General features: G+C 68.5%; 13 protein-coding genes. 6 read left to right on the top strand and 7 right to left on the bottom strand.

Annotated features, from left to right (window positions below):
• Positions 1–269: 269 nt before the first annotated feature.
• On the bottom strand, positions 270–659 hold the full coding sequence (locus tag AB4Y98_RS05645) for an I78 family peptidase inhibitor (RefSeq protein ID WP_223497403.1): 390 nt from the start codon (positions 657–659) through the stop codon (positions 270–272).
• A gap of 116 nt (positions 660–775) precedes the next feature.
• Between AB4Y98_RS05645 and AB4Y98_RS05650 the strand changes: the two genes are divergently transcribed.
• Positions 776–1,834: a DNA topoisomerase IB gene (locus AB4Y98_RS05650; RefSeq protein WP_363734190.1), complete on the top strand. Its 1,059-nt coding sequence runs from the start codon at positions 776–778 to the stop codon at positions 1,832–1,834.
• A gap of 3 nt (positions 1,835–1,837) precedes the next feature.
• Here the strand turns inward: AB4Y98_RS05650 and AB4Y98_RS05655 are convergent, their stop codons facing one another.
• Entirely contained in the window at positions 1,838–2,146 is a 309-nt protein-coding gene (locus AB4Y98_RS05655) for a hypothetical protein (RefSeq protein WP_100461762.1), read from the bottom strand.
• A gap of 217 nt (positions 2,147–2,363) precedes the next feature.
• Between AB4Y98_RS05655 and AB4Y98_RS05660 the strand changes: the two genes are divergently transcribed.
• The gene (locus tag AB4Y98_RS05660; protein ID WP_442243943.1) at positions 2,364–3,491 is read left to right on the top strand and encodes an SDR family oxidoreductase; all 1,128 of its coding nucleotides are present in this window, start codon (positions 2,364–2,366) and stop codon (positions 3,489–3,491) included.
• Here the strand turns inward: AB4Y98_RS05660 and AB4Y98_RS05665 are convergent.
• Complete coding sequence (locus tag AB4Y98_RS05665; protein ID WP_442243944.1) at positions 3,488–4,567, bottom strand: serine hydrolase domain-containing protein; 1,080 nt, start codon at positions 4,565–4,567, stop codon at positions 3,488–3,490. The genes AB4Y98_RS05660 and AB4Y98_RS05665 overlap by 4 nt on opposite strands.
• Before the next feature lie 229 nt (positions 4,568–4,796).
• Between AB4Y98_RS05665 and AB4Y98_RS05670 the strand changes: the two genes are divergently transcribed.
• A complete protein-coding gene (locus tag AB4Y98_RS05670) occupies positions 4,797–5,183 on the top strand; it encodes a BlaI/MecI/CopY family transcriptional regulator (protein ID WP_025876036.1) in 387 nt (128 codons plus the stop codon).
• Between the two features lie 3 nt (positions 5,184–5,186).
• Positions 5,187–7,130, top strand: a complete 1,944-nt coding sequence (locus tag AB4Y98_RS05675) for a M56 family metallopeptidase (protein ID WP_442243945.1) — start codon at positions 5,187–5,189, stop codon at positions 7,128–7,130.
• An 85-nt stretch (positions 7,131–7,215) separates the two neighbouring features.
• On the opposite strand, the gene AB4Y98_RS05680 is transcribed toward AB4Y98_RS05675, so the two are convergent.
• The 4 genes from AB4Y98_RS05680 to AB4Y98_RS05695 all read right to left on the bottom strand — a co-directional run bounded on the left by AB4Y98_RS05680 (position 7,216) and on the right by AB4Y98_RS05695 (position 12,681).
• The gene (locus AB4Y98_RS05680) at positions 7,216–7,539 is read right to left on the bottom strand and encodes an I78 family peptidase inhibitor (RefSeq protein ID WP_025876032.1); all 324 of its coding nucleotides are present in this window, start codon (positions 7,537–7,539) and stop codon (positions 7,216–7,218) included.
• Positions 7,540–7,628: 89 nt separating this feature from the next.
• A complete protein-coding gene (locus AB4Y98_RS05685; protein WP_442243946.1) occupies positions 7,629–8,648 on the bottom strand; it encodes a ribonuclease H-like domain-containing protein in 1,020 nt (339 codons plus the stop codon).
• Positions 8,645–11,134 carry a DEAD/DEAH box helicase gene (locus AB4Y98_RS05690; RefSeq protein WP_442243947.1) on the bottom strand — a complete coding sequence of 830 codons (2,490 nt, stop codon included), beginning with the start codon at positions 11,132–11,134 and terminating at the stop codon, positions 8,645–8,647. Before AB4Y98_RS05690 ends, AB4Y98_RS05685 begins: the two co-directional genes overlap by 4 nt.
• Positions 11,135–11,217: 83 nt before the next feature.
• Positions 11,218–12,681: a hypothetical protein gene (locus AB4Y98_RS05695; RefSeq protein WP_442243948.1), complete on the bottom strand. Its 1,464-nt coding sequence runs from the start codon at positions 12,679–12,681 to the stop codon at positions 11,218–11,220.
• 6 nt (positions 12,682–12,687) lie between these two features.
• Here AB4Y98_RS05695 and AB4Y98_RS05700 point away from each other — a divergent pair, with 6 nt between their 5' ends.
• Entirely contained in the window at positions 12,688–13,218 is a 531-nt protein-coding gene (locus AB4Y98_RS05700) for a hypothetical protein (protein WP_099786312.1), read from the top strand.
• A 37-nt stretch (positions 13,219–13,255) separates the two neighbouring features.
• Positions 13,256–13,921 (top strand): hypothetical protein, encoded by a 666-nt coding sequence (locus tag AB4Y98_RS05705; RefSeq protein ID WP_442243949.1) that lies wholly within the window; start codon positions 13,256–13,258, stop codon positions 13,919–13,921.
• Positions 13,922–14,010: the final 89 nt, after the last annotated feature.

Consider the following 14,010-nt stretch of genomic DNA (forward strand, 5'->3'; position numbering starts at 1 on the left):
ATGGCGCGGCCCGTCGGGAAGCCGCTTGGCGCACGCCCATACGGCGTTGCTCACCTTGCGCAGGCACTCGCCTGCGCGGCGGCGCGCGCCTTGTCTGGCCGCACGCCAAGTGTCTTCACACTCACCCTGACGCACACGCCGTGCTCTTCCTGGAGCGCATCATGAGGCCACCGGATGCCTCGACTAGATCACAGGTTGCTGCAACGCCGCAATACACGGTTGCAGGCGCAACCAAAGCACCGGCAAACGCTTTGCCGGCGCGGGGTTCCTCAGCCGCAGCGGACGCCGCTGACCACGTCCTTTGCGTCCACTTCGATGTTCAGGCGGTCGCCCAGGAACTCCATCGTGGTGACGTCATTGGGGTGCAGCACGCGCAGCTGCTTGGCCGCGGCATCTTCCTGGGCCTGCTTGCCGAGCGTCTCGGTATAGGGCTGGCCGACCAGGCTCTGCACCTGGCTGGCGTCACAGTTGCCGACCGGCGGTGCTTCGGTGGCCTTGCCGGCTTCGTCGGCCGGGGCCTTGGCGGCCTCGGCGGCCTGCTGTGCGTGGGCGGTGGCCGAATCCTGCTCATCCAGCGACGGCGCCTGGCAGGCGGTCAGGGCCAGCACGGCCGGCAGCAGCAGGGCGGAGAGGGAACGGGCGCGGATCGGGAACGACATCATGACTCCGGAATGGAAGGGACGGTGAAAGGCCGAGCATAGCGGCGAACCCGCCCTCACGTGTTTGTCTTGCGTTATTGACGTGGCCACGCCGCGCCGATCGGCAGACTGCAGGCATGCCAGCAACCTCCTCACCCGAACGCACCGCCGCGCGCGCCGCCGGCCTGCGCTACGTCGATGACACCCAGCCTGGTTTCAGCCGCGTCCGCGCCGGTAAAGGCTTCTCCTATCGCGATGCCGATGGGCACGCCGTGCGCGATGCCGCCACGCTGCAGCGCATCCGTTCGCTGGCCGTGCCCCCGGCCTACACCGCCGTGTGGATCTGCGCGCATGCCAACGGCCATCTGCAGGCGACCGGCCGCGACGCACGGGGGCGAAAGCAGTACCGCTACCACCCCGATTGGGCGGCCGTTCGCGATGCGGGCAAGTTCGACCGCACCATCGCCTTCGGGGAAGGGTTGCCGAGCCTGCGCCGGCGGCTCAGCCGCGACCTCAAGCGCAGTGGCTTCCCTCGTGAGAAGGTACTCGCGGTGGTGGTGGCGCTGCTGGCCGACACGCTGGTGCGGGTGGGCAACGAGACCTATGCCAAGGAAAACAAATCCTACGGCCTGACCACCCTGCGCAACCGGCACCTGGACCTGCTGCGCGGCGGCCGCGTGCGGATGCGTTTCCGGGGCAAATCAGGACAACTGCATGAGGTGACAGTGGGCGACCGCAAGCTCGGCGCTCTGGTGCGCGGCGTGCAGCAGCTGCCGGGGCAGGCGCTGTTCCAGTACCGCGACGACGAGGGTGTCGTGCAGCCGGTGGATTCAGGGGCGGTGAACGATTATCTGCGCGAAGTGATGGGCGAAGACTTCACCGCCAAGGACTTCCGTACCTGGGGCGGAACGCTGGCGGCCGTGCAGACCTTCGCCGCTACCGGGCTGCCAGAACCGGCCAGCCAGCGCGCGCTGGCCAAGGCGCAACGCGAGGTGGTGTGCCAAGTGGCTGCGCGGCTGGGCAATACGCCAGCGGTATGCCGCAAGGCCTACATCGATCCGTGCGTGTTTGCCGGTTGGGAAAGGGGCGAGCTGACTGCACTGGCGGGCCTGCGCGGCCCGCGGCAGTGGGAGCAGGCGACATTGAAGGTCCTGCGCCGTGCGCGCCGCCTGGCCAAGCGCGCCGGCGCGTCGTAACGGTCAGCCGCAGTAGATGGCAGTGATGTTGTTGGTGCGGCCCTTCTCGATGGTGAGTCGTTCACCGCCTTCGCTGGCGGGCGGCACACGCGGACCGTCGTGACGCAGCACCTGCACGTGCAGGCTGTCGCTGTCGACGCGGGCGCGCTCGACGGTCGCATCCGATGCCGCCAGGCCCACCGCGCCGCGCACCATATCGGAATGGCACTGGCCGGAAATCACGCCATCGATGGGCTGGATCTGGGCGACGGGGCTGCTGCTGCAGGCGGCGAGAGCGAAGCAGACGGCGGCGGTGGCAATGGCATGTTTCATGGGGGACGTTCCTCGTGTTGTGGCCTGCAGGGTGCGACGACAGGCGTGGTGGCGGAATGAATGCCGTGCACGCGATGGACACGGTGCGCTCACTGCTGCCAACAGCCTGCGTGGAGACACTGCATGAGCGGCGCACGCCGCCCCCGGTACTGCGGCGCACGCGCCCCGGTAGTGCCGGCCGCTGGCCGGCAACCCCCATCCCCCCGAGGAGACCTGCATGGCCACCACCAAGAAGACCCCCGCCCGCCGCAAGGCATCGCCGAAGGTACGCAAAGACACCCAGGCGGTGCCAGCCGCCGCCGACGCCACTACATCCGAGCGCCCGCGCGTGGTGAAAACGGCGACCCGCAAGGCCGCCGCTTCCGATCCGCGCGCGGCCCGCGTGGCAGCGCGCCAGCGGCGCCTGCAGGACCAGGAAAAGTCGAAGGACCTGCGCGCGGCGAAGAAGGCAACGAAAAAGGCGACCAAGAAGACCGCCACCCAGGCTGGCCCACGCCGTCAGCCGGAGACGATGCCGGCGCAGCAACTGCCCAAGCCGGGCCATGAGCATGCGCTGGAACTGGCACCGCGCTTCCTCGCCCCGGACTACGTCGGCAGCGGCAAGCTGCAAGGGATGCGGGCGATCGTCACCGGTGGTGATTCCGGCATCGGCCGTGCGGTGGCGGTACTGTTCGCCCGCGAAGGCGCCGACGTTGCCGTGCTGCATCTGGACGAAGCCAAGGACGCCGAGTTGACCCGCCAGCATGTGGAAAAAGAGGGCGGCCGCTGCGTGGTGATCGCTGGCGACGTACGCGACCCCCGCTTCTGCAACAAGGCCGTCAAGCAGGTGGCCAAGGCGTTTGGCGGCATCGACATCCTGGTCAACAACGCGGCGTTCCAGCTGCACTGCGAACGGCTGGAAGACCTGGAAGATGCGCATCTGCAGGAAACCCTGCAGACCAACATCGGCGGCTACATCCAGATGGCGCGCGCAGTGCTGCCACACCTGGGCGAGGGCGCCAGCATCATCAACACCGGTTCGGAAACCGGTCTGTTCGGCAGCAAGGCATTGATTGATTACTCGGCCACCAAGGGCGCGATCCATGCGTTCACCAAGGCGCTGGCCAGCCAGTTGCTGCCGCGCGGCATCCGGGTCAACTGTGTGGCGCCCGGCCCGGTGTGGACGCCGTTGAACCCGGCCGACAAGCAGGCGAAGGATGTGGCCGAGTTCGGCAAGGACAGTGACATGGGCCGGCCGGCACAGCCCGAAGAACTGTCGCCGGCCTATGTGTTCCTGGCCTCGCCGGCCTGCGCCAGCTACATCAGCGGGGTGATCCTGCCGGTGATGGGCGGGCCGCGCGGCTAGCGCGCGGCAGCAACACCCTTGGGCGCGGCAGTGTAGAAGCCGGCGATGCGCGGTATGAACTGCTGCGGATTGGCGCCGACCAGATTGGTCAGCACGACAACGGCGAGTTCGCGCTCGGGATAGACGATGAAGGCCGAGCGCGCACCGCCCATGCCACCCACCTGCAGGTCGGGTGCGGTGTTGAACACCGGCCAGCCTGCGGCCCAGTCGCCGGCACTGCCATCATTGAGGTGTTCGGGCGACCACATCTGTTGCACCGCGCGCAGCTCCAGCAGGCGTCCCTCCTGCAGTGCAACCAACCAGCGCGCGGTGTCATCGGCCGTGGTGAGGATGCCGCCGCCGGCCCACAGGCTGGGCGGCATGTCGTAGAACCAGTGCGACAGGCGTGGCGTCGCATCCTTTGCATCGGTGGCGCGTGGCAGGTAGCTGTACATCGTCGCCGCATCCGGGATCAGGTCGTAGCTGTCGCCGAACGTGGTGCGTGCCATGCGCGCGGTGGAGAACTGGCCGGTGGCCAGGAAGCGTTCGTAGGGCATGCCGGATTGCCGCGCGATGATCCTCGCCAGCAGCAGGTAGTTGGTCTGGTTGTACTGGAAACGCTCGCCGGCCCTGGCCTCTGCCGGCAGCGCGCGGACCGCCTGCCATGCGTCCTGTTCCGAGCCCCCACCCAGCAATCCCTCTGCATCGAGGATGTCGGGCAGGCCGGAAGTGTGGGCGAGCAGCTGGCGCACCCGCACCGCCCGCCAGCTTTCGGGCAGGTCGTCGAGATAGCGCGCGATGGGCGCGTCCAGATCCACCCGCCCGTCCTGTGCCAGCTGCGCCAGAGCGACGCCGGTGAAGGATTTGGTGGCCGAGTTGAGCGGGAACCGGGTGCTGCGGGTGGCGACCACGCCGTTCTCGACGTTGGCCAGCCCATAGGTTTCCGACAGCACCACCTGGCCTTCCTTGACCACCGCGATCTGCAGGCCCGGGATGCGCTGTTCCTGCATGATCTGGCGGATGAAACGACGGGTCTGGTCGTTGGCCTGGTCCTGGTTGGCGGAGACGGCGGCGAAGGGCAGCAGGCTGATGATCATGAGCAGGGTTCGTAGCGTCTGGCGAGGCATGCGGGTTCCCGGAGGGCGGAAAGATCGGCGGCGGTGACGGCCGCCGCAGGCGACAGGCCATGGGTCGGATGCGCGCCCGGCGTAAAAGGTTTAAGCCGGCTGCGCGCCCTACCGTTCGTCGGCCCATGACTTCCGGGGGGTTGACTACAGGTGTCGTCATGGCAACAGTGGCGACACGTGTAGTCAAGGGAGTGTTGTCATGCGTGGCAAGACCATCGGGGACCAGGAACTGGCCCTGCTGCAGTATGTGGATGAGCAGGCACCGGCCAGCGTCGGCGAGGTCGCCAGCGGCTATGGTGAACCGCGCGGACTGGCCCGGTCCACGGTGTTGACGATGATGGAGCGCCTGCGCGCCAAGGGTTACCTGCAGCGCAGGCAGCAGCAGGGTGTCTACCGTTACCAGCCCACCCGTGGCCCGGAGAGCGTGCTGCAGGGCGCCGTTGCCCAGTTCGTCGACAACACGCTGCAGGGCTCGGTGTCGCCATTCGTGGCGTACCTGTCGCAGCGGCAGAAGGTCAGCGACAACGAACTGGCCGAACTGGAAGCGCTGGTGGCCGAACTGCAATCGCGTCGCCAGGAGGACTGAGCCATGGATACCTCGATGTTGATTCCGATGCTGGAACGGCTGGGTTGGACCAGCCTGCAGACCGTGCTGCTGGTGGCGCTGGTGTACCTGCTGTGCCGCGCGCTGCCGGCACTGTCGGCGGCCACCCGCTGCCGGTTGTGGTGGCTGGTGTCGCTGCAGGCGGTGGTCGGTCTGTTGTGGAGCCAACCGCTGCAGCTGGCCTGGTTGCCCGCACCCGATGCGGTGGCAATGACGACCGTGGATCTTGCGGCGGACGCGATATATACGATGGCACCGGAGGCATCGGCGCACCTGCTGGCGAACACGCCGATGGGTGATGTCGGCAGCACCCCGGTGGCCTGGTGGGCGTTGGCCCTGGCCGCGCTGTGGATGTCCGGTGTACTGCTGATGGCGTTGCGGACCTTCGGCGAATGGCGCCGTTGCCGTGCGCTGCTGGCGGCGTCGTATCCGTGCGAGGACCAGGCGCTGGTGCAGGCGCTGCAGCTGGCCTCGGATGCGCACGGCCTGCGCCGCGCGCCGCGCCTGTGGATGAGCGACCAGGTGGACGCGCCGCAGCTGGTCGGGCCGTTCCGTCCGGTGCTGCTGCTGCCGGCGGGAATGAACGCGCTGCAGGGCGATGCGCTGGACCTGGCGCTGACCCACGAGCTGCAACACCTGCAGCGTCGTGACCTGCAGTGGGGGCTGCTGCCTGCCTTGGCCCAGCACCTGTTCTTCTTCCATCCGCTGCTGCGCCTGGCCGTGCGCGAATACGCCCAAGCCCGCGAGGAAGCCGTGGATGCGGCGGTGGTCGGCCAGCACGGTGCCAGCCGCCATGCCTATGGCCGGTTGCTGCTGCAGCTGGGTGTGGCGCCGCAGCCACACCTCGGCGTGGCCAGCGCAGCGCCCAGCACCACCAGCCTCAAGCGCCGCCTGCTGTCGCTGCAGTCGCACCGGGCGTGCCCACGCCTGCTGGCCGTCGGCTTGACGCTGGTTGTATTGGCCGTGGGCGTGGCGCCGATGCGGCTGGTGGCCGCGCCGGTCCCGCCTGCACCGCCGGCACCGCCGCGCGCTGTGCCCGCGCCGCCGCCGCCGCCCGCAGCACCCCCGGCACCGGCAGCGCCGCCTGCCGCAGCGGTACCGGCAGAGCCGGCCGACTGGGCCGAGCCGGCAGAACCCGCCGAGCCTGAGGAACCTGCCGACGTCAATGAAGACGAGGAGCAGGACGCAGGCACCCATGCGCACTCGCAGACCACCATCGTCACCCATGGCCAGCTGGATCTGGGTACGCCGCCACAGCAGGCCTTCGTCCTCGTTGATCACGGCCAGGCGTTCGCCAATGCCGGCATGGACGATGTGATGCAGGCGCGCAGCCGGCTTGGTGACGGCCCCGCCCTGTGGTTCCGCCAGGGCGACAAGCGCTACGTCGTGCGCGATCCGATGCTGATCCAGTCGTTGCAGCGTGCCTATGCCGGCGCCGTCGACCTGAGCCGCCAGCAGAGTGAACTGGGGCGCCAGCAGAGTGTGCTGGGTCGTCAGCAGGGCCAGCTCGGCCGCGAGCAGGGCGAGCTGGGCAGGCTGCAGGGCGAAGAGGCGCGTGAAATCGCCCTCGCAGCCGCACGGGCTGCACGCAGTGCGATCAACGATCGCGACATCAATCGCGAAGCGGCAGCCGAAGCGGCGCGGGCCACCCGTGGCGCGGTGGACGATGCGAAGATTGCGCGCCAGGCCGCGGCTGAAGCACAGCGCGCATCACAGGTTGCCCGCAACCAGGCGCTGCAGTCCGAGCGTAGCCGCGAGATGAGCCGACTCGCCAGCCAGCAGGCCGCGCTGGGAAGCCAGCAGGCGGCACTGGGCAGTCAACAGGCCGCGTTGGGTGAGCGCCAGGCACGGCTGCAGGCACAGGCAGCGAAGCAGGCAGAGCAGGTCATCGCGCGTGCGCTGGCCAGCGGCAAGGCCGAGCGGCTCTGACAGAGCGGAGCGCCGGGCCATGCCCGGCGCCCGCAGCGGCGCGTATGCGAATGGAATCCGCCGGGCAGGGCCCGGCGCTACCCCATCAGCCGCAGCTGGCGCGCTCGATACGGTTCTGTGCGTCCACCTGCACGGTCACCCGGTCCTGGCGGAAGTCCATGGTCACCGCCATCCCCGGTTTGACCACGCGTGCGTTGCGCGCGCCACTGTCGGCCACCAGCTTCTTGATCGTCGCTTCGTCGGCGGTCTTGCCGGTGAATGCGTCCAGCGCCTCGGGGCGGCACTCCTGCGGACCATCGGACACCTTGGCCGGCAGGCTGCCGGCATCGGCAGAGGCGTTGCCACCGGCATGGCTGCAGGCGGCCAGCGGCAGGATGGCCGCAAGCAGCAACAGGGGGGATCGACGCATGGCAGTACTCCTGGGTGGTGTTCAGTAGCGGCAGTGTCGCCGAGCCCTGTGTCAGTGATGTCAACGCGGCCTGGATCCGCCCTCTCCGTTCATCCGCTTACCAGCGCCAGGGTCTCCCGTTCGCGCTGCTCTTCCCGCACCAACCGCTGCAGCAGCAGCGCCAGGGTCACCACGTCCTGGTGGTTGTGGTCGGCCACCCGGCGCAGATTCAGCGCATCGCCGCCGCGCAGGAAGCGCAGCCATGCGGCGGGGGCTTCCGAGCCGGGCAGGTCATCTTCGCGCACCACGCGCAGCAGTTGCCGCTCGATGGTGGACAGCTTGCAGTTCTCCCACGTACCGCGGTAACGGCGGCGAGTGGGATACAGCAGGTCGACATGGTCCAGCGCGGTGATGGGATCGGCCTGGCGGGCCAGCCGATAGCGCGTCTTCAGCAGAGGGGCGTCGTAGCTGCGGCCGTTGTAGCTGCAGAACACGGTATGCGGCTGCAGCCAGCCGGCGAAAGCGGCCAGCATCTCCTCCTCGGCAGCCATCGTCGACATCAGCAGCTGGCGGATGCGCAGGCCTTCGCCACGCTGCGGGCACACATGCCAGTCGGCGGCACCGATCATGAAGGCGCGAGTGCCGGTGCCGCCGGCCAGGCCGGTGGTCTCGGTATCGAAGAACAGCAGGTCGCGCGCAGCCACGTGCTCACCCTCGCGCTTGGCGAAGGCCAGCGACAGCGGCATGGCGGGAATCGGCTGCGGCAGCAGTGACTCGATCAGGAACAGGCCGGGCGCAATCTCGTTGCCGGGCAGTTGGCGATCCTGCGCGCTGGCGCGTGCCGGCGCAGGGCCACCCCGCGAGCGCATGCCGAGCAGGCGATGCAGGCTGCCGACCTCGGGCCGTCGCAGTGCTGCTGGCGCAGGCGTGGTGGTGGCGGTGCCGGTCGGCTTGTGGCGGATCTCCTGTTCCACCCAGGCAAACACCGAACGCTCGGCCGGTGGCTGCCGCGCATCGTTGGCGGCCATCAGTGCCGGCGGCGTCTGCTGCGTCGGCGCGGCAGGCGTGGCTGCTTTCGGGTCACCGGCCTGCTTGCGAAGCAGCCGCAGCTTGTCCAGGCTCAGGCTCACGGGGCGATCAGCTCCATCGGGTCGCGTGTGCTCACCACCACATCGGCCACCTGCTGGCAGGCCTGCGCATCGAACAGGTCGAGCACGCGCAGCGCCAGCGCACGTGGCGAGGTTTCATCCTGTTCCTGCGCGGCCAGCACCGGACCGACGCAGGCCGGGCAACCCGCCTTGCAGTCGCAGCGCTGTACCAGTTCGCGCGCGCGCTGCACCAGCTCGGCCTGGCGCTGCCACAGCGGCTCGCTCAGGCCGACGCCACCGGGGAAATTGTCGTACAGGTATACGGTCGGCACGAATTCCTGCAGCAGTTCCACCGCGCCAGGCTCGCCATCGCTGCCCCGCAGCTGGCCGCGCCCGCTTTGGTCGGCAATCGCGATCCAGGTGCCATCGCCGTTGCCCACCGACTTCTGCAGGTCGCGCGCATCGGCCATCACCGCCACCGTGGCTACGATGTGCAGTGCATAGGCGGCGCCGAGGAACCCATCCAGCGCATCCTGCTTGCTGGCGAAGGCGCGCAGCAGCAGCGCCTGCGGCAGCTGCCACCACACCGCGGTGGTGTGCAGTTCCTGGTCGGGCAGGTTGACCGGGCCGTAGCCGATGTTCTCGTGGGTGTAGTAGCGGATCTTCTTGTAACCGGCCACGCGGCGCACCACGTGCACTTCGCCATGGTGCGAATCACCACGGCCGGCCACGCCGCCATCGAAACGGTCCAGCACCTTGAGCTTGGTGAAGTCGATGCTGTCGGTGTAGTAGTCCACGTGGGTGCGGGTGACGTAGGCCTTGCGGCCTTCCCAGTCCAGCGTTTCCACCTGGTAGGGCGTGGACTGCACCATGTGGATGGCGCCCTCGTACAGGGTCAGCGCGGCAGCGGAGTAGTCCACCTCGGCGATGATCTGCTGGCGGCCATCGCTGCGGTCGACCACGACGAAGTTGCCATCGGCCACGGCGCGCAGGCTGACTGCGTTGGCCGGATAGCTGTCGGCGATCCACTCCCAGCGTTCGCCTTCGCGGTGGATCACTTCGGTTTCGGCCAGTGCTTCAAGGAACACCTCCGGATCGATCGGGCCGAAGCCATCGCCGACCCGGAACGGCAGTTCGAACGCCGCGCAGCGGATGTGATCGAACAGGATCAACGGCTGGTCGGGCGCGATGCGTGCGTGTTCCGGCGACGCCTCGGCGAAGAAGTCCGGATGGCGCACCACGTACTGGTCCAGCGGCTGCGAACTGGCCACCATCACTCCGAGTGCTGGCTGCTGGCGGCGTCCGGCGCGGCCGAAGCGCTGCCAGGTGGCAGCCACGCTGCCGGGATAACCGTTGAGGATCACCACGTCCAGGCTGCCGATATCCACGCCCAGTTCCAGCGCCGAGGTGCTGACGATACCGTCGATGTTGCCCGCCCGCATCGCACGCTCGGTCTCGCGGCGCTCGGTGGGCAGGTAGCCGCCGCGGTAGGCGCGGATGCGTGGTGGCTTGCGCGGGTCGTGGTCGAAGATGTCCTTCAGGTACTTGGTCAGCACCTCCACCATCAGCCGGGTCTGCGCGAACACCAGCGTTTTCAGGCCGGACTTGATCGCGATGCGGGCGATGCGGTTGCTCTGCGAGCGCGCCGAGGCACGCAGGCCCAGGTCGGGGTTGATCACCGGCGGATTCCACAGCAGCACCTGCTTCGGCCCGCTGGGTGCACCGGATTCGGTGATGGCGGTGACCGGTGCTTCGATCAGCGCCTCGGCATGCGCCTGCGGGTTGCCGATGGTGGCCGAGCACAGGATGAACTGCGGTTGCACCCCGTAGAACGCGCAGATGCGCTTGAGCCGGCGCAGCACGTTGGTGACATGGCTGCCGAACACGCCGCGATAGGTGTGCACTTCGTCGATGACGATGTAGCGCAGGTTCTCGAAGAACTGCGCCCACTTGGTGTGATGCGGCAGGATCGCCTGGTGCAGCATGTCCGGGTTGGAGACCACGATGTCGCCATGCAGGCGGATCGCCTGCCGCGCGTCGCCCGGGGTGTCGCCGTCGAAGGTGAAGGCCTTCACCCCGAGGTCGCCGGCGCGGTTGAGCTCCAGCAGTTCGGCCACCTGGTCCTGGGCCAGTGCCTTGGTCGGGAACAGGTACAGCGCCTTGGCCTTGTCCTGCATGGCGGCGCTGACCACCGGCAGGGTGTAGCACAGCGACTTGCCGCTGGCAGTGGGGGTGACGATGGCCACGTGCTCGCCACGCTGGCTGGCCTCCCAGGCCTCTGCCTGGTGGCTGTAGAGCTGCTCGATGCCGCGTGCCTTCAGCGCGGCGGCCAGCGCCGGTGGCACGGAATCGGGAATCGGCGCATAGCGGCCTTCGCGGCCGGGAATGGCGAAGCTGCCGGTGATGCGATCCTGGTAGCGGCGCTGCAGGCGTGCACTGAGCAGTGCGCCATCGCGTGCGGGCAGGCCATCACGGGTGGCGAGCTGCTGCTCCGCATCGGCGGTGCGCTTGGCGAGTTCGTAGGCCATGGGAAGTGGATTTTCAGGGGATCACATGGCACCACAAATGGGTCTCACGATGTGAGACATCCGCAGCGGGCGGCGTGAACCATTCAGCGCGTTGGTGGCATGCGTGCAGCCAGTGCCGCGCTGCGCCGTGCGTGGCACCGCAGGTGCCGGCGCCACCGATGGATGGCCTGCACCAGATGCCACAGCCCGGTGGCGGCGGTGAGCGGCCACCACACTCCATGCATCAGCCTGAGCGCATCACGGGTGTGCTGCCGGGAGATGCCCGCCGGCAGTTCGACGAACATTCCGCCGAACAGCAGTACGCACAGCATCAACCCCAGCCATGCCAGGCTCCACGTCGCCCCAGCGGAGGAAAACCGGACACGGTCCTCGGCCAGGGACCACTCCCGGCCCGCGCCCAAGACCATGCCATCGCATTGGCGGATATCCAGTGTGAGGTGCTGCCCACTACGGAAACGCTTGGACGCCAGCCACTCCGCAGGCAGCTGCACGCGGTGGTCGCTGCCCAGTAGCCAGCAGGGCGGATGGTGTGGGTGCAGCATGAGCTTGTTGAGCCTGCCGCTGAGCTGCAGAACCGGTTGCGGCGCACCTGGGCCACGCTGGCGTGGCCATGCCATCCACACGGCGGTGCCGGCCACGGCGCACAGCGGAAGACCCAGCAACAGCCGCCACCACAGCGCGACGTCGATCTGCAGCGCGGGCAGCGCCGCCAGCGCAAGCAGCGCGATGACAATGCCCGGCCAGCGAACGCCATCACCCCGGCGCATCGCCACTTCGGCCGCCGTCTCCAGCCGCTGTCCGTGGACCGCGCACGCAGCAATTGGCCGCACGATGCGCCGTTTGCGTTGCAGTGGTCCCTCGAAGGCGGCCGCATGCTCGGCTTCCTCGGCAGCCACCCGGTGCCGGGCACCGACAATGTGGAATCCATTCAAGCGGACTACCAGAGCGGCGTCGCCAGCCAGGACGACCTCTGCGTGATTGTCTACGGCAACATGCTGCCAGGCATCGAATGGCAGCAGCACGGCAACGTCACCGAGCCCGGCCGAATGGAAGGGGCGGTTGCCGAAGCCAGACGGTCCGCTGAAAGCCCCCGACAGCACGCGCACCTGTGTGTCGTGCGTCCGCCCGCTGAGCGCACGCAGCGTGGCAAGTGCAGCATCTTCATCTTCGGTGAGCGGACGTGAGGGGGGATTGCGCCGCAGCAGGTGCAGGGCAGCGCGTGCATCCGACGCCCACTGCAGGTAGCAGGCCACCAGCATCGCCAGCAGCACCGCAAGCAGGAGGAGGGTCGCAGCGGGCGACATCAGCAGCATCCCAGCAGGCGTGAGTGATCGCAGCAGCGGGGCGGTGGCAGGCTCATCGGCGTGAAGGTGCTCAGAGGGGCCTGCAGGCTCATGGCATGCTTCGGCGTGCGCAATGCAAATCATTGCAAGGTGCGTGGCGGCTGCGCGGAACCGTGAGGACGGGCACAAGCTGAACGCCGGCGGCGCCCCCAACGAAATCTGAAGCCCGCACCCGTATCCTCGGCATCTGGACGCAACAGGCAAGGGCCGATGGCTGTGGCAAAACGGGCAACGCAGGGAGCACTTCTGGCCGGCATGCTGCTGGCGGGCATCGCGCACGCGCAGCAGACGACGCCGGTGGCCGTACCCGTGCCCACGCCTGATCCCGTACCGGCGCCTGCCGTGCCGCTCGCCGCTGATGACGCGCCCGTGGTCGTGCCGCCTGCGCAGGGGAACGTCACCACGCTGGGCGAAGTGCGCGCGCTCAAACCCGAAGACGACCAGCCGCTGGACCTGTACCGCTTCAAGAACCCGATGCGCGCGGAGAACAACCGCTTCAGCCGCGACTGGAGTGAGCCGCCCTCGCCCGAGCAGGTCAGCATGGGCGGCGGTTACATCATGATGGGCGTGGTCAAGGGCGTGATGGCTGCGGCCAAGGGCCTGAACAAGATCACCGGCGGCCCGGACCAGATCCAGTCGGCCATCGCCCGGCCGCCACCGGAACTGAGCGCCGAGCAGCAACGGCGCGCGCTGCAGTTCTGCGCCCAGCAGGACGGTTGCGGCGCGCCTCCGGAGAAGTAGGCGTTATCCTGCGGGCCTTCCCTTCGAGGCTGCCTGGATGCTGCTGCGTACCCTGTTCCTGCTTGCAACGCTGAGCCCGCTTGCCGCGTCCGCCAGCGACCTGACCGATGGCGGTTCGTGCCGCAATGGCGCGTTCCCTTCGGAACAATCGGGCTTTGCCCTGGCCAAGGTGGTGGGCACGCCGCGCCTGTACCTGCTGGGCGACATGGACGGCTGCCCGGCCAAGGGCGAACCCGCCTGCAGCCAGCGCAGCTACGTGGTGAGTGGCGATACGGTGGTGACCGGGCGTGATCTTGGTCGCTACCGCTGCGCGTTCTTCCCGAACAAGGTGGGTGGCAGCGCAGGCTGGGTGGATCGCAGCAAGCTGCAGGCGTTGCCGGTACCCGCGCCGACGCTGCAGGCCTGGTCCGGAGACTGGAAGGACAGTGACAACGGCCTGCGCATCCGCGTGCGTGACGGCCAGCTGCACGTGGAAGGCGATGCCTACTGGCCCTCGGCCAACCCGACACCGGCAGAACGCCCGGGCGGCCCGAACATCGGCGCGGTAAGCGCACAGGCAGTACCGCGTGGTGCCCAGGTCGACTTCGTGGAGGACACCTGCACGGTGCACGCGCAGCTGCTGGGCGATGTGCTGATCGTGGCCGACAACAGCGAGTGCGGCGGCATGAACGTGCGCTTCAACGGTGTGTATCGGCGCAAGTAGAGCCACGCCTTGCGTGGATGAAACGCGCGGACGGCCCGGCGCCAACCAAGGCGGGCATCTACCCTGCACGGCATCAGTAGATCCACGCC

This window comes from Stenotrophomonas sp. 2YAF26 (genome assembly GCF_052114625.1).
Classification (GTDB): Bacteria; Pseudomonadota; Gammaproteobacteria; order Xanthomonadales; family Xanthomonadaceae; genus Stenotrophomonas; species Stenotrophomonas indicatrix.